This is a genomic window from Peteryoungia aggregata LMG 23059, assembly GCF_030814435.1.
Lineage (GTDB): Bacteria > Pseudomonadota > Alphaproteobacteria > Rhizobiales > Rhizobiaceae > Allorhizobium > Allorhizobium aggregatum.
This window is the reverse complement of the sequence record NZ_JAUSUW010000009.1, coordinates 99,040-115,413: the sequence shown is the minus strand read 5'-3', so window position 1 is coordinate 115,413 and position 16,374 is coordinate 99,040. Positions and strand designations below refer to the sequence as shown.

Annotated in this window: 13 protein-coding genes; 2 read left to right on the top strand and 11 right to left on the bottom strand. The window is 60.9% G+C overall.

All coding sequences use genetic code 11. From position 1 onward, the window contains the following. Positions 1-37 precede the first annotated feature (37 nt). Together ccmB and ccmA are read right to left on the bottom strand one after the other, a co-directional pair. Positions 38-697, bottom strand: a complete 660-nt coding sequence (gene ccmB / locus J2045_RS15895) for a heme exporter protein CcmB (protein ID WP_307374497.1) — start codon at positions 695-697, stop codon at positions 38-40. Continuing rightward, entirely contained in the window at positions 694-1,341 is a 648-nt protein-coding gene (gene ccmA, locus J2045_RS15890; RefSeq protein WP_307374643.1) for a heme ABC exporter ATP-binding protein CcmA, read from the bottom strand. Before ccmA ends, ccmB begins: the two co-directional genes overlap by 4 nt. 273 nt (positions 1,342-1,614) lie before the next feature. On the opposite strand from ccmA, the gene acnA reads away from it, so the two are divergent. Then, positions 1,615-4,308, top strand: a complete 2,694-nt coding sequence (gene acnA, locus J2045_RS15885) for an aconitate hydratase AcnA (protein WP_307374495.1) — start codon at positions 1,615-1,617, stop codon at positions 4,306-4,308. 234 nt (positions 4,309-4,542) lie between these two features. Beyond that, positions 4,543-5,256, top strand: coding sequence for a DUF1223 domain-containing protein (locus J2045_RS15880; protein WP_307374641.1), 714 nt, complete (start codon positions 4,543-4,545; stop codon positions 5,254-5,256). 272 nt (positions 5,257-5,528) lie between these two features. Here J2045_RS15880 and J2045_RS15875 read toward each other — a convergent pair whose 3' ends face one another. The 9 genes from J2045_RS15875 to chvE form a co-directional block, all read right to left on the bottom strand. Next, positions 5,529-6,161 (bottom strand): 2-dehydro-3-deoxy-6-phosphogalactonate aldolase, encoded by a 633-nt coding sequence (locus J2045_RS15875; RefSeq protein WP_307374493.1) that lies wholly within the window; start codon positions 6,159-6,161, stop codon positions 5,529-5,531. Positions 6,162-6,164: 3 nt separating this feature from the next. Continuing rightward, a complete protein-coding gene (locus tag J2045_RS15870) occupies positions 6,165-7,097 on the bottom strand; it encodes a 2-dehydro-3-deoxygalactonokinase (RefSeq protein ID WP_307374491.1) in 933 nt (310 codons plus the stop codon). A gap of 9 nt (positions 7,098-7,106) precedes the next feature. Beyond that, the gene (locus J2045_RS15865; RefSeq protein WP_307374489.1) at positions 7,107-8,621 is read right to left on the bottom strand and encodes an aldehyde dehydrogenase (NADP(+)); all 1,515 of its coding nucleotides are present in this window, start codon (positions 8,619-8,621) and stop codon (positions 7,107-7,109) included. Positions 8,622-8,642: 21 nt separating this feature from the next. After that, positions 8,643-9,572: a Gfo/Idh/MocA family protein gene (locus J2045_RS15860; RefSeq protein WP_307374488.1), complete on the bottom strand. Its 930-nt coding sequence runs from the start codon at positions 9,570-9,572 to the stop codon at positions 8,643-8,645. Between the two features lie 11 nt (positions 9,573-9,583). After that, complete coding sequence (gene araD / locus J2045_RS15855) at positions 9,584-11,329, bottom strand: L-arabinonate dehydratase (RefSeq protein WP_307374486.1); 1,746 nt, start codon at positions 11,327-11,329, stop codon at positions 9,584-9,586. A gap of 48 nt (positions 11,330-11,377) precedes the next feature. Further along, positions 11,378-12,343 (bottom strand): AraD1 family protein, encoded by a 966-nt coding sequence (araD1, locus tag J2045_RS15850; protein ID WP_307374484.1) that lies wholly within the window; start codon positions 12,341-12,343, stop codon positions 11,378-11,380. A gap of 10 nt (positions 12,344-12,353) precedes the next feature. Beyond that, positions 12,354-13,565, bottom strand: a complete 1,212-nt coding sequence (gene mmsB / locus J2045_RS15845; protein WP_166601978.1) for a multiple monosaccharide ABC transporter permease — start codon at positions 13,563-13,565, stop codon at positions 12,354-12,356. Next, positions 13,565-15,100 carry a multiple monosaccharide ABC transporter ATP-binding protein gene (gene mmsA / locus J2045_RS15840; RefSeq protein WP_307374482.1) on the bottom strand — a complete coding sequence of 512 codons (1,536 nt, stop codon included), beginning with the start codon at positions 15,098-15,100 and terminating at the stop codon, positions 13,565-13,567. Before mmsA ends, mmsB begins: the two co-directional genes overlap by 1 nt. Positions 15,101-15,220: 120 nt before the next feature. Beyond that, positions 15,221-16,291: a multiple monosaccharide ABC transporter substrate-binding protein gene (gene chvE / locus J2045_RS15835; protein ID WP_307374481.1), complete on the bottom strand. Its 1,071-nt coding sequence runs from the start codon at positions 16,289-16,291 to the stop codon at positions 15,221-15,223. Positions 16,292-16,374 lie beyond the last annotated feature (83 nt).

Below are 16,374 nucleotides of genomic sequence, written 5' to 3'. Positions count from 1 at the left end.
TCCCGCCTGCAATTGATCCTGGTCAAGCTGGAATATCTCAGTCAGCCGAACTGCGCAGCGCAGCCGCCGCACCAACGGGTCCGATCACGGCAAAGAGAAGTGTGATGGCCGACAGGAACATGAACGGCGGCAGGAACGGGGCGGGATCTTCGACCGCCGCATAGGAGGCGCTGACACCGAAGATCAGGATCGGAACTGCGAGCGGAAGCACGAGGATGGAGACCAGCAAACCGCCACGGGGCAGGGCCACCGCAACCGCAGCACCCGCAGCACCGATAAAGGTGATCGCCGGCGATCCCACCAGAAGCGTCAGCATCACGGCGCCGATGGCGACTTCGTCCATGTTCATGAAGAGACCGAGCAACGGAGAGGCAATGACGAGCGGAAGTCCAGTCGCCACCCAATGGGCGAGACATTTGACAAGCACCGTCAAAACCAGTGGTGTTTCCTGCATCAGGAGAACATCGAGTGAGCCGTCGTCGCGTTCCGCCTGAAACAGACGGTCGAGCCCGAGCAGGGCAGACAGCAGCGCCCCGATCCAGACGATAGCCGGGCCGATACGCGACAAGAGATTGAGATCCGGCCCAACGCCAAAGGGTATGACGGCAACGACGGTGGTGAAGAACAGGACGCCAATGAGCGCACCGCCGCCGGCGCGAACGGAAAGTTTCATGTCTCGCAGGAACAGAGCCATCATGCGGAATACTCCATGTCGACACCGTCAAAGCCAAGCATCTCAAGACTGTGAGCGCCGTCGAGACCGAGGGGCTGATGCGTCGCTGCAAGGACGATGCCGCCCGCTTGGCGGTGGCGCTGCACAAGGCCTTCAAACATGGCATCTGCTCGCCGATCGAGAGCGGCGGTCGGCTCGTCCAGTATCCAGATGGGCCGATAGGCGACGAGGAGCCGCGCCATGGCGAATCGGCGCTGCTGTCCGGCGGAGAGGTAACCATAGGGCAGGTGGGTAATGCCGGTGAGCTCGACGGCCGCCGCAGCCTCCTCAACATCCAGGCTCTGCCCGCCATCGATATCGCCGAGAAACGACTTCCAGAACGAAAGATTCTCGGCGACCGTCAGCTCCCGCTTCATCCCGTTGCGATGACCGAGATAGTGGCTGAATTCTCCAGCCGGCCGGATCTCTGAATCCGCGCCCGAAAGGCAGACCGCACGGCCCGTTTCCGGACGAAGCAAGCCGGCAATGACGCGCAAGAGCGTCGACTTACCAGAGCCGTTCCGGCCCGTCAGAACCAGCGCCTCTCCAGCAGTCAACGTAAAGGAAACATTAACGAAAATCAGATCCTCGCCACGGCGCGCTGAGAGATTTTCGGCTTCAAGCCTGATCATGGTCGCCTTCTGGCAGGATGAGGCCTGCCTCATAAAAAAATCCGATTTCGCCCTTCGTCGGTCTGGCGCCTTTCTTAGAAATTATCTATAAGACCTGCAACCACGCCAGCGGCCGGCGTGAAGTTCATCCTTGTGCCGAACTTGAACACCGCGAGGAGCGGTTTCACGGGCGGACAGCGGAAATGGTCGTACCCGCATCCTGATGTGCATGAAGTGCATGGGCGTCCGCACGATTGTGTTGGCTATCAGTTTCAAGCGGGGTTTCTATCCGTGGCAAAATCTCTTGACAGTTTCAATTGCCGGTCGGTCCTGACCGTCGACGGCAAGGACTACGTCTACTACAGCATTCCGAAGGCCGAAGCGAACGGCCTTGCCGGTGTATCGAAGCTGCCCTACTCGATGAAGGTGCTCCTCGAGAACCTGCTGCGCAATGAAGACGGCCGTTCCGTCACCAAGGCAGACATCGAAGCCGTTGCCGCCTGGCTCGTCAACAAGGGCCTGACCGAGGCAGAAATCGCCTATCGCCCGGCCCGCGTGCTAATGCAGGACTTCACCGGCGTTCCAGCCGTCGTCGACCTCGCCGCCATGCGCGACGCCATGGTCAATCTCGGTGGTGATCCGGAAAAGATCAACCCGCTGGTTCCCGTCGACCTCGTCATCGACCACTCGGTTATCGTCGACGAATTCGGCACACCGACAGCTTTTGCCCGCAACGTCGAGCTCGAATACGAGCGCAACGGCGAGCGCTACCGCTTCCTGAAGTGGGGCCAGCAGGCATTCAAGAACTTCCGCGTCGTTCCCCCGGGCACCGGCATCTGTCACCAGGTCAATCTGGAATACCTCGGCCAGACCGTCTGGACCAAGGATGAGGACGGCGAAACCACCGCCTACCCGGACACCTGCGTCGGCACGGACAGCCACACCACGATGATCAACGGTCTCGGCGTTCTCGGCTGGGGCGTGGGTGGTATCGAAGCCGAAGCCGCCATGCTCGGCCAGCCGGTCTCCATGCTGCTGCCTGAAGTCATCGGCTTCAAGCTCACCGGCAAGGTGAAGGAAGGCGTGACCGCGACCGACCTCGTCCTGACCGTCGTGCAGATGCTGCGCAAGAAGGGCGTTGTCTCCAAGTTCGTCGAATTCTTCGGCCCCGGCCTTGATTCGATGTCGCTCGCAGACCGCGCGACCATCGGCAACATGGGCCCGGAATACGGCGCGACCTGCGGCTTCTTCCCGGTTGATGGCGAAACAATCAACTACCTGACCATGTCTGGTCGCACCAAGGACCGTATCGCCCTCGTCGAAGCCTATTCGAAGGTTCAGGGCATGTGGCGCGACAGCGACGGCTCGGACCTCGTCTTCACCGACACGCTCGAACTCGATCTCGGCGACGTTGTCCCGTCCATGGCCGGCCCGAAGCGTCCGGAAGGCCGTCTGCCGCTCGAAACCATCGCTCCGAACTTCGCAACGGCGCTGGAAAACGACTACAAGAAGCCAGGCCAGCTGACCAACCGCTACGCGGTTGAAGGCACCGACTATGACATCGGCCATGGCGACGTCGCGATTGCCGCCATTACGTCCTGCACCAACACCTCGAACCCGAGCGTGCTGATTGCGGCCGGCCTTCTCGCCCGCAACGCCGTTGCCAAGGGCCTGAAGTCCAAGCCGTGGGTCAAGACCTCTCTGGCACCGGGATCGCAGGTTGTCGGCGAATATCTGGCTAAGTCTGGCCTGCAGGTCTCGCTCGACGCGCTGGGCTTCAACCTGGTCGGCTTCGGCTGCACCACCTGCATCGGCAACTCCGGCCCGCTGCCGGCACCGATCTCGAAGACGATCAACGACAAGGGCCTGATCACGGCCGGCGTGCTCTCGGGCAACCGCAACTTCGAAGGCCGCATCTCGCCGGACGTACAGGCAAACTACCTGGCATCGCCGCCGCTGGTCGTCGCCTACGCGCTTGCCGGCACCGTCCAGAAGGACCTGACCACGGAGCCGCTGGGTGAAGACCAGAACGGCAACCCGGTGTTCCTCAAGGACATCTGGCCGACCTCGCACGAGATCCAGGAATTCATCCTGAAATACGTCACGCGCGAACTCTACGAATCGAAATATGCCGACGTCTTCAAGGGCGACGAAAACTGGCAGGCCGTTCAGGTCCCCGCCGGTCAGACCTATGCCTGGGACGACAAGTCGACCTATGTCCAGAACCCGCCTTACTTCGTTGGCATGGGCAAGACAGGCTCAGGCCTGAAGAACATCAACGGCGCCCGCGTCCTTGGTCTCTTCGGCGACAAGATCACAACCGACCACATTTCTCCGGCCGGTTCGATCAAGGCAGCGTCTCCGGCAGGTGCCTACCTGACCGACAACGGCGTCGCTGTGGCTGACTTCAACCAGTACGGCACGCGCCGTGGCAATCATGAAGTCATGATGCGCGGCACCTTCGCCAACATCCGCATCCGCAACCACATGCTCGGCCCGAACGGCAAGGAAGGTGGCTACACGGTCCACTATCCGTCCAAGGAAGAGCTGTCGATCTACGATGCGGCCATGATGTACAAGGAAGAGGGCGTTCCGCTCGTCATCTTCGCCGGCGTCGAATATGGCAACGGGTCGTCGCGTGACTGGGCCGCCAAGGGCACCAATCTCCTCGGCGTCAAGGCAGTCGTGGCGCAGTCCTTCGAGCGTATCCACCGCTCGAACCTCGTCGGCATGGGCGTCGTGCCCTTCACATTCGAGGAAGGCACCACCTGGGCTTCGCTGAACCTCAAGGGCGACGAGATCGTCACGATCGAAGGTCTCGAAGGCGATATCAAGCCACGCGAGAAGAAGATCGCCAAGATCACCTATTCCGATGGCACCGTGAAGGACGTACCGCTGCTTTGCCGCATCGATACGCTGGATGAAGTCACCTACATGAACAACGGCGGCATCCTGCAGACTGTTCTGCGCGACCTCGCCGCCTGATTGCTAATCGACCATAATGAACAGCAGCCGCCGGGTTAACCGGCGGCTTTTTTTGTTCGACCAAGAGCATGCCATCATGAAAGTTTCACCCCATCGTGACTTTCCGCCTGACGCTTCTGGCGTTATCAGTTCTGCACTCAGGTGAAGGCATCAGTCAGCAGCATGCGAAAAGAGCAACGCAGGATCATTTCGAGACATGTAAGGGGATGGGCAACCACCCTCGCCATTGTGGTTATGGTTTTCATGCCGTCGCTGGCCCACTCCGATCAGTTTGTCGCCCCGAAGGGCGTGGTCGAGCTCTTCACGTCACAGGGCTGCCGTTCCTGTCCGCCGGCAGACCGTGCCTTTGAACAGTTGGTCCGCCAGGGCGATGTCGTGGCACTCTCCTACCACGTGGACTATTGGAACTATCTGGGTTGGGCGGATACACTTGCATCCCCGGAGAACACCCAGCGGCAATACGCCTACTCCAAGTCCTTTGGCCGCAGCGGGGTCTATACGCCTCAGGCGGTCCTGAACGGTCGTGAACACCTAAAGGGCACCGACGCTGCCGAGATCGATGGTCGGCTTGAGAGGATGCAAAGCGAAGGCGACGGCTTGGCGGTTCCTGTGAGAGCGTCACGCCATGACGACCAGCTGTCCATTTCGGTGGGGGCTGGTGAAGGCAAGGCGAATGTTGTGGTGGTCTATTTTCGCCAGCGCCAGACGGTCGAAGTGCTTAAGGGTGAAAATGTCGGGCAGAAACTCGACTATTGGCACAGTGTGACGGACGTACAGACGGTCGGGATGTGGGATGGCAAGCCACTTGATATCACTCTACCCGCCAAGCGCATGGGCGACGACAAAAGTGACGGCTGCGCAGTTCTATTGCAGGCAGCAGATCAGAATGGAAACCCGTCTCACATCGTCGGAGCGACGGTGATGATGTCCAAGCCTGCTTCGTTATAAAGAAAGAAAGCCTGGTGTGGTCCGGCCCGGAAGCATTGGGGGGCTGGGGGTAAGGGGTCAATGCGCCAGACCGGACCGTTTGGCGCATCGCGCCAACCAAGTTAGTTATACTTTATCGCAAAAAACGGCGGGTGTATGTTCAAATTGCGGCAGAGGCGCATTAATCTGATTTGAAGCGTGATTCTTGTCACAAGCAAACAACGGTCCCATAAAACCAAAAAGACCTGCCCAGCAAGCCGGACAGGTCTTTTGGATTCATGACACGCTCAGACTTATCCCTGCAACGCGTCGTAGGCTTCGACGCTCCTGATCGCACGCTCGCCGATGACCTTTGCGTCGTCGCCCGGCTTATAGAGGCTGGAGCCCAGGCCAAAGGCACGTACGCCGACTTTCCAGTAGTCTGCAAAATTGGCGTCCGACACGCCGCCGACGGCACCAATTGGCAGATGGGCCGGCAGAATCGCCTTGATCGCCGAAATACCGCCCGGTCCAAGAACGCTGGCCGGGAAGAATTTGAGGGCCGCAGCACCAGATTTGGCAGCAAGCAGCGCTTCGGTCGGGGTGAACACGCCCGGCATCGCCACCATGCCATGAGCCACGGCGCGACGGATCACGTCAGGTTCGACATTGGGGGTCACCAGCAGGTTTCCGCCGACATCATGGAGACGATCGACCTCCGCCACCTCAAGAACCGTGCCGGCACCGATCAGAACGTTTGCAGGCGCCCGCTTGCGGGCCTTCTCGATCGAGACGAAGGGATCGGGGGAGTTCAGCGGAACTTCGATCGCTTCGAAGCCAGCCTCGACGAGAGCGTCGACGGTCGCCTCGATCTCGGTCGGCTTGATGCCGCGCAGGATGGCGACGAGGTTGCGGCGAAGCGCGGGCCAGGCAACGGATGCGGTCATCATTCAGTCCTTGAATTCGTGGTCGAAAAGCGCAAGGGCCGAAGCGAGCAAGCCCCGGCGCACGAGCAGGCCGCCATCAAGCATGACAGGCTCACCGCCGGCCTTGGTGATGGCACGGGCATAAAGACGCGTCAGCTTGCCTGTTCCAATCAGATAGGCCTTCCCGTGGCGTTTCAGATCGTCCCGGATCGCTGCAATCTCGGCCCCGATCAGAAGACCCGACAAACGCGCGGCCGGATTGACCTTGGTGCCTGGCTGGGCCAGCAATCCCTCGGCGCGGATCGAAAACAGCACGGAAGTCAGAGCAAATCCGGGCTCAAGCGCCTGTGCGACTGCCGCATCAAAGATCTCGGGATCGGCTTCCGCATCACCGTCTTCCGGCACCGAAAGACGCAAGATCGATTGCCGGCTAATGAGATTGAACAGTTCGCCGGTCATCACCGTCGAGAAACGGCGAACTTGCCCATCTTCGACCAGTGCCCATTTGGAATGCGTTCCCGGAAGGCAAAACAGGGCGTTGTCCAGCCCCTGCTCCAGGGCGCCGGCAAGCTGTGTTTCCTCGCCGCGCATCACGTCATAGGCACCACCCTCGCGCTGGCACACGCCCGGGAGGATGTAGACGGGCCGGCTCACGCCCTCAGGCTGGACGGCATGCTGGAATAGGCCGACCAGTGGGGCCGGTGTCTCGACATAAGGCGCTTCCCGCCAGCCGGTCCGCGCGCCAGCCATTCCGGCAATCACGACCGGCAGGTCGGATGTCGCACCAAGGGCTGTCAGATGGCCTTCCAGAACGGCGGGATAGGCAGCCTTATCAAGGCTGCCCATGCCCTCAGCGGATTGTCTCTCACCGATGACCGTGCCCTGGCTGTCGACGAGCCAGATACGGAGATTGCTGGTGCCCCAGTCGACGAGCGCGGCAAACGGTGATGCAGTCACAGCAGGTCCTCAGGCGAGATCGATCGGCAACAGCGCCGCCGGGATGTCCTGGAAGCAGACCGGCCGCAGGAAACGACGGATCGACAGCGTACCGACCGAGGTGGCGCCAAAGTTCGTGGAAGCCGGGTAGGGGCCGCCATGAACCATGGAATCGGCCACTTCGACGCCGGTCGGGAAGCCGTTGGCCAGCACGCGGCCTGCCTTGCGCTCCAGGATCGGCATCAGCCGCTTCGCGACCGGCTCGTCGCCGTCGGCGACGTGGATCGACGCTGTCAGCTGACCTGAAAGACTGCGGGCCATCGCGACCATTTCGTCTTCGCTGTCCGCGATGACGATCAGGCCGAGCGGACCGAAGACTTCCTCGCCGAGCACATGGTTGTCGAGCCAGTCCTTCGCAGTCGTCTGGAAGAGATAGGGGGTCGCATTGCGCAGGTCGCAGGTGGAGGTCAGCAGCGAACGGACACCTTCAGTACCAGCGATCCGCGTCGCACCCTTGCGATAGGCATCGGCGATACCGTTGGTCAGCATGGTCTGCGGGCCGACGGCCGAGAGCGCTTCTGTTGCGGTCTCGACATACTTGTCGGCATCTGCGCCCTTCAAGAGGACCACAATGCCCGGATTGGTGCAGAACTGGCCGGCGCCCATAGTGAGCGAACCAACCCAGCCCTTGGCAATCGTTTCGCCACGGGTGGCGACGGCCTTGGGCAGCATGAACATCGGGTTGACGGAGCCGAGCTCGCCGAAGAACGGGATGGGCTCGGGGCGCTGGGCGCAGAGATCGAAAAGCGCGCGACCACCACCGAGCGAGCCGGTGAAACCGACAGCCTTGATCAGCGGATGCTGGACAAGCGCCTGACCGACGTCACGGCTGCCGCCATGCACGAGCGAGAACACGCCCGGATGAACACCCGTGCGCTTGATCGCAGCGTCAATGGCCGAGGCAACGATTTCGCCCGTGCCCGGATGGGCATCATGGGCCTTCACCACGACCGGGCAGCCGGCAGCAAGTGCTGCCGCCGTGTCTCCACCAGCTGTCGAGAAGGCGAGCGGGAAGTTCGAGGCACCGAAGACGGCAACGGGACCGATCGGACGCTGGACCATCTTCAGGTCCGCACGCGGCAATGGCTTGCGGTCGGGCAGGGCCTCGTCATGACGACGATCAAGGTAATCGCCCTTGCGGATATGGGCCGCAAAGAGACGGAGCTGGCCGACCGTACGGCCACGTTCGCCAATCAGGCGGGCTTCCGGCAGGCCGGTTTCCTGGGAGCCGATCTCCGTGATGGCGTCACCGCGCGCATCAATCTCTTCGGCAATCGCCTCGAGGAAAGCAGCGCGCTCTTCGCGGGTCGAATAGGCATAGGTCTCGAAGGCCTCTTCGGCAGCCTTCACCGCTTGATCGACCAGGGCAGGGGTGCCCTTGGAGAAGGTGTGGGAGGAGCCCGTGGCAGGCGACGAGGCGAAGGTATCCGTGCTGGCAATCCAGGTGCCGGCGATCAGGTGTTTTCCAGTCGGTGTATAGGCCATGGGAAGGGCCTCCTTTTCATCTCAGTCTTCAAAGTGAGCGACGACTTTTCGTTCCCCGCAAAGGAAGGAATCCGCCACGATGCGCAGCGGCTGATAGTCTGTGTCGCTCTGGTGGGAGCGGATAAGCTTGGCGAAGCGTTCGTAGATGCCCGCATATTCGCGGTCCGGCCCGGACGCCTGTTCGTTACCCCCGATATAGAGTTCCGAACCGCCCTTTGAAAGACGCAACTCGCCGGCATTCGTCTGGACTGTGATGTCCCACGTCTGCGGGCCTTCCTGTCGCCAGTCGAATTCGGCCGTCACAGGCGCTCCTTCGACGGTCCGCATGGCGATTGAAGCGGCGATCGGCTGCTTCTTGTTTTCCGGGAACTCAAGAACCGACGTCTCGACCATGATGTGGCCGGGAATGATCTCGGTCAGAATGGACAGCGCGTTGATCCCGGGATCGAAAACGCCGAAGCCGCCCGGCTCCCAGATCCAGGCCTGACCCGGATGCCAGCGACGGACGTCTTCCTTCCAGACGATCGAAACCGACTGAATGACCTTGTCCGAGAGCCACTGGCGAGCAGGCTCGACACCAAGCGCAAAGCGGGAATGCCAGGTGGCAAACAGCGTAACGCCGGCCTTGGCCGCAAGCTCCGAAAGCGCCTCTGCCTCGCCGAGCGTGGTTGCCGGCGGCTTTTCCATCAGCACATGGCGACCGGCTGCAATCGCGGCCTTTGCCATGTCGAACCGTACTTCCGGCGGCGTGCAGAGCGACACGACCTTGATATCCGGCCGTGCAGCCAGGAATGCATTGAAGTCGGTGAAGTTCTCGGCACCCTCGACCTTGCCGTGACGGCTGACGCCGGCGGCAACGACAAAGTCGTCACCACCAGCGATCGACGGGATATGCTGGTCGCGGGCAATCTTGCCGATGCCGACAAGCGCGAGCGGGATACGATCTGCCATGATCCGGCTCCTCAGTGTGCATCCTTGCCGACCGGCGAACCGCGGCAGCCCTTCAGGAAGTCGAAGTCAGCACCGGTATCGGCACCCTCGACGTGATCGTGGAAGAGTTTCGCATAACCGCTTGCCGGCGGCTCGACCGGCGGACGCCATTCGGCCAGACGACGCTGCATTTCCTCGTCGGAGATATCGAGGTGCACGCGACGGGCTTCGACGTCGACTTCGATGAAGTCGCCGTTCTTGACGATCGCGAGCGGTCCGCCGCGCGCGGCTTCCGGCGAGGTGTGCAGGAGAACCGTACCATAGGCCGTGCCGGACATGCGGGCATCGGAGATGCGGACCATGTCGGTGATGCCCTTGCGCAGAACCTTCGGCGGCAGACCCATATTGCCGACTTCGGCCATGCCCGGATAACCGCGCGGACCACAGTATTTCAGGACCATGACGCAGGTCTCGTCGATATCGAGCGCTTCGTCGTTTATCTTCGCCTTGTAGTCGTCGATGTCTTCGAAGACCACCGCGCGGCCACGATGCTTCATCAGATGCGCAGAGGCAGCCGATGGCTTCAGGACGCAGCCCTTCGGCGCCAGGTTGCCGCGCAGAACGACGATACCACCCTGCTGGGTCAGCGCCTTGTCGACCGGGAGGATGACGTCGTCGTTCCAGTTGCGGACATCCTTGACCTCGTCCCAGATGCTTTCGCCAGAGACGGTCAGCGCATCCTTGTGAAGCTTGCCGGCTTCGCCGAGCATCTTGATGACGACCGGCAGGCCACCGGCATAGAAGAACTCCTCCATCAGGTACTTGCCGGATGGCATCAGGTTGACGATCGTCGGAATATCGCGGCCGAGGCGATCCCAGTCATCAAGGGTGAGATCGACGCCGACGCGGCCGGCCATGGCGAGGATGTGCACGACCGCATTGGTCGAGCCACCGATCGCACCATTGACGCGGATCGCGTTCTCGAAGGCGTCCTTGGTCATGATGTCGGAGGGCTTCAGGTCGTCCTTGACCATCTGCACAATCCGGCGACCCGACAACTGGGCCATTACCTTGCGGCGGCTGTCGACGGCCGGGATCGCGGCATTGCCCGAAAGCGCCATGCCGAGGGCTTCGACCATCGACGCCATGGTCGAGGCGGTGCCCATGGTGTTGCAGGTACCGCTGGAGCGGGACATGGAGGCTTCGGCTTCGACGAATTCTTCCTGTGTCATCTCACCAGCCTTAACAGCTTCGGAGAACTTCCAGAGATGCGTGCCGGAGCCGACGCGCTCGCCGCGGAAATAGCCGTTCAGCATCGGACCGCCCGTCACGACGATCGAGGGGATGTCGGTGGAGGCCGCCGCCATCACCAGCGACGGGGTGGTCTTGTCACAGCCGACAAGCAGCACCGCACCATCGATGGGCTGAGCACGCATGGTCTCCTCAACGGCCAGCGCCGCCAGGTTGCGATACATCATGGCCGTCGGGCGGAAGGTGTTTTCCGACGCGGAAAATACCGGGATTTCGACCGGGAAACCGCCGGCTTCCCAGACGCCGGCCTTCACCTTTTCGGCCAGTTCACGCAGATGGCCGTTGCAAGGGGTGAGGTCGGACCAGGTATTCAGGATGCCGATGACGGGGCGCCCGTCGAACAGGTCATGCGGGTGGCCCTGGTTCTTCATCCAGCCACGATGATAGATCGTGTCGCGGGATGTACCGCCATACCAGTGCTGGGATCTCAGTTGGCGCGGCCAGGCCGCCGGTTTGAACTTGCTCATGGCTTTCGTCCTGTCTCTGGGAAATGGGCGGGTCGTTGACCGATCCGCTCAGAGCATCTTCACCTTGACGGTCTCGGCTGCAGCCTTTGCCAGGCGGTTGCGCAGCGGGAGGCCGAATTGCGGGGACACGATTTCGAACACGTCACCTTCCTCGGTAACGAATCCATCAGCCACCGAAAGCGTCGCCGTGCCATACATATGCACGTGGAGATCGCCTGGCTGGCAGAACAGCGCGTATTTGAAGTGGTGGTATTCCAGGTTCGCGATCGTGTGGGACATGTTTGCCTCACCCGAGAGGAACGGCTTTTCCCACACAGTCTTGCCGCCACGAATGATGCGCGACGTGCCTTCGACGTGGTCTGGCAGGGCGCCGACGCGCAGCTCCGGACCGAAGGAGGCCGGGCGCAGCTTCGAATGGGCAAGGAACAAGTAGTTGATCTTCTCCGTCACGTGGTCGGAGAACTCGTTGGCGACCGAGAAACCGAGACGATGCGCGGTTCCATCCTCGCCGATGATGTAATAGCCGGCCATCTCAGGCTCTTCACCACCATCAAGCGCGAAGGAGGGCGAGACGAGGTCTTCGCCCGGTGCCACCGCGTTGAAGCCGTTGCCCTTATAGAACCACTCAGGCTGGACGCCGGTTTCGCCGGGCTTCGGCTTGCCGCCTTCCAGACCCATGCGGAACATCTTCATCGAGTCGCTCATGCCGGCCGTATCGGCATGCATGTTGTCGCGGGCAGAGGCCGAACCCGTATGCGTCAGACCGGTCCCGGTGAGATACATGTGAGCCGGATCCGGGTGGCGGACCGGGCAGTCGAGCTTGCCCTCGGCCGCAAGAGCCAAGAGGTCGACGCTGTCGCCCGCACCCTGCTTTTCGATCAGGGCTGCGACCGTGGTGCCCGCGGCAATCGCCGCTTTGGCGAGGTCGTAGGTCGTTTCAAATCCTGGGACAAGGCGCGCAGCCTCACCCTGGCGGCAAATGATGCCGCCAGCCTTCAATTGCGAGAGAAACATAAGCCTATCCTTAGACCGCTTTGTTCTTGTTGTAGACGTCGAAGAAGACAGCAGCCAAAAGCACGAGGCCCTTGATGAGCTGCTGGTAGTCGATGCCGATACCCATGATCGACATGCCATTGTTCATGACGCCCATGATGAAGGCGCCGATGACTGCACCGGTGATCTTGCCAACGCCGCCCGAAGCCGAGGCACCGCCGATGAAGCAGGCCGCGATGACGTCGAGTTCGAAGCCCACACCCGCCTTTGGCGTTGCCGAATTCAGGCGCGCCGCGATGATCATGCCGGCAAGCGCTGCGAGCACACCCATGTTGACGAAGGTGAGGAAGACCAGCTTCTCGGTGTTGATGCCCGAAAGCTTCGCAGCCTTCTCGTTACCGCCCAGCGCATAGATGCGACGACCGATGGTCGTACGGGTGGTAACGAAGGAGTAGAGCGCGATCAGGACGCCCATGACGACGAGCACGTTCGGCAGGCCGCGATAGGTGGCGAGCTGATAGCCGAGGAAGATGGCCACGACGCTGATGATGCCCATCTGCATCGCGAAGAACACAAAAGGCTCGTTCTCGGTGCCGTGTTCTTCATTCAGGCGGCGGTTCTTCATGCCGGAATAGATGGAAAGCGCGACCAGTGCCAGGATGACGATCAGTGCCACATAGTTCTTGATCAGGCTCGTCGCGGGATCGGTGAAAGACAGGAAGTCCGGGATGAAACCCGTCGACAGCAGCGTGAATTCCTTCGGGAACGGACCGATCGGGCGACCGTCAAGCACGACATAGGTCAGGCCGCGGAAGACCAGCATCCCGGCCAGTGTAACGATGAAGGAGGGGATTTTCTGGTAGGCGACCCAGTAGCCTTGAGCCGCACCCATGAGACCGCCAATGACCAGACACAGCGGAACCACCAACGAGAAATGCCAGCCCCATTTGACCAGCATGATCGCCGAAATGCCGCCGATAAAAGCGACGATCGACCCGACCGAAAGGTCGATGTGACCCGCCACGATGATCAGCAACATGCCCAGCGCCATGATGACGATGAACGAGTTCTGCAGCACCAGGTTGGTGATGTTGACCGGACGGAAGAGCACGCCGTCGGTCAGGACCTGGAACAGCAACATGATGACAACGAGTGCGAGCAGCAGTCCGTATTCGCGGATGTTGTTGCGCAGGTAGTCGCCCACGGAGACCTTGGGGGTTTCGGTTCTTGTGTCTATGGCCATTAGTGTTTCTCCCCAGAGCGCATGATGGCACGCATGATGGACTCTTGGCTTGCTTCTTCCTTGGACAATTCCGCGACGATGCGTCCTTCGTTCATGACGTAGATGCGATCGCAGGTGCCGAGCAGTTCGGGCATTTCCGACGAGATCATCAGAATGCCCTTACCTTCGGCGGCAAGCTGGTTGATGATGGTGTAGATTTCGAATTTCGCGCCCACGTCGATGCCGCGGGTCGGCTCGTCGAGGATCAGGATTTCGGGGTCAGTGAACAGCCACTTCGACAGAACAACCTTCTGCTGGTTGCCACCCGACAGGTTGACCGCCTCCTGATAGATCGAATGCGAGCGGATGCGCAGCTTCTGCCGATAATCGGCGGCGACCTTGGCTTCCTTGCGATCGTCGATGACCGTGCCACTGGACACGCCATTGAGATTGGCGAGCGTGGTGTTTTCCTTGATGTTGTTCTGCAGGACGAGACCGAGATGTTTCCGGTCTTCCGTCACATAGGCGAGACCGGCCTCGATCGCCTTCGGAATCGTAGACACATCGACCGGCTTGCCGTGCATCAGCACGTCGCCCGTGATCTTGTGTCCCCAGGACTTGCCGAAAATGCTCATCGCCGTCTCGGTTCGCCCGGCACCCATCAGGCCCGCGATACCGACGACTTCGCCGGCGCGAACATTGAAGGCGACATCGTGCAGGAACTGACGATCGCGGTGGTTCTGGTGGAAGACGTTCCAGTTCTTCACCTCGAGCAGCATGTCGCCGATCTTGGGGTCGCGCTTCGGGTAGCGGTCTTCCATGTCACGGCCGACCATGCCCTTGATGATCCGGTCTTCCGTGATTTCCTGCGTGTGACAGTCAAGCGTCTCAACCGTGCCACCATCGCGCAGGATGGTGATCTGGTCGGCAACCTTGCGAATTTCGTTCAGCTTGTGGGAGATGATGATCGACGTCATCCCCTGCTTGCGGAATTCCATGAGCAGCGTCAGCAGAGCGTCCGAATCCGTCTCGTTCAGCGAAGCGGTCGGCTCGTCAAGGATGAGCAGGCGAACCTTCTTCGACAAGGCCTTGGCGATTTCGACGAGCTGCTGCTTGCCGACACCGATGTCGGTAATGCGCGTCGACGGCGCATCCTTCAGGCCGACCTTTGCCAGCAGCTCTTTCGTCCGCGCAAATGTCTGGGGCCAGTGGATCACGCCGTTCTGGGCGATTTCATTGCCGAGGAAGATGTTCTCGGCAATCGACAGGAGCGGCACCAGCGCCAGCTCCTGGTGAATGATGATGATGCCGAGCTCTTCGCTGTCGGAAATGCGGCCAAAGCGACGAACTTCGCCGTCATAATATATGTCACCGTCATAGGTTCCCGCGGGATAGACACCGCTCAGGACCTTCATCAGCGTAGACTTGCCGGCACCGTTTTCGCCGACCAGTGCGTGGATCTCGCCCTCGCGCACCTTGAAGCTGACATTGTCCAGCGCCTTGACGCCGGGGAATGTCTTCGTGATGCCACGCATCTCGAGAATAATGTTGTCCATGTGCAGAATTCCAGCGCTCGTTCAGCGATCTCCAAAGATCTAGCCGAAGGCGCAAGCTCCCTCAATGCGTATAGAAAATGGGTCCGCGACATGTCGCGGACCCGGATGCGATCCGAAGGATCAGTTGTCGATCTGGTCGGCGGTGTAGTAGCCGGCGCCGACGAGAACGTCCTTGGCGTTGGCCTTGTCGAGAGCGACCGGCTTCAGCAGGTAGGACGGAACGACCTTCACACCGTTGTTGTAGGTCTTCTCGTCGTTGATCTCCGGAGCCTTGCCGCCCATGATGGCGTCAACCATGGAAACAGCGACCTTGGCGAGTTCGCGGGTGTCCTTGAACACGGTCGAGTACTGCTCGTCGGCAAGCATCGACTTGATCGAAGGAAGCTCGGCGTCCTGACCGGTAACAACCGGCATGACCATGTCGCCCGAACCGTAACCAACGCCCTTCAGAGCGGACAGGATACCGATCGAGAGACCGTCATACGGCGAAAGAGCGCCGTGCAGCTTGTCTTCGGTGTAGGTCGAGGAGAGCAGGTTTTCCATACGAGCCTGGGCGACAGTGCCGTCCCAACGCAGCGTACCAACCTGGTCCATGCCCATCTGGCCCGACTTGACGACGATGTCGCCGCTGTCGATCAGGGGCTGCAGAACCGACATTGCGCCGTCGTAGAAGAAGAAGGCGTTGTTGTCATCAGGCGAACCGCCGAAGAGCTCGACGTTCCACGGCTTGGTGTCCGGGAACTTGGCCTTGAGGCCGTCTACGAGGCTGGTTGCCTGGAGAACGCCAACCTGGAAGTTGTCGAAGGTGGCGTAGTAGTCAACGTTGCCCGAGTCGCGGATCAGACGGTCATAAGCGATGACCTTCACGCCAGCGTCTGCAGCCTTCTGCAGGATGTCGGAAAGCGTCGTGCCGTCGATGGCGCCGATGACGAGAACCTTGGCACCCTTGGTGACCATGTTTTCGATCTGGGCGAGCTGGTTCGGAATGTCGTCGTCAGCGAACTGCAGGTCCGGGGTATAGCCGGCGTCCTTGAACAGCTTTTCCATGGTCTCGCCGTCGGAGATCCAGCGGGTCGACGTCTTCGTCGGCATGGAAATGCCGACCATACCCTTGTCCTGTGCGAAGGACGCGGGCGCGAATGATGCGATGCCGATTGCGAAAGACGCAATCAGGGCGCCAAGTTTCTTCATGGTAACCTCCCTGGTCATACCGTGCGAGGCCAAGCTCCTCCTGGCACCCGCTGAAACAAGAACGAGCGGCTGACGCAGCAGCC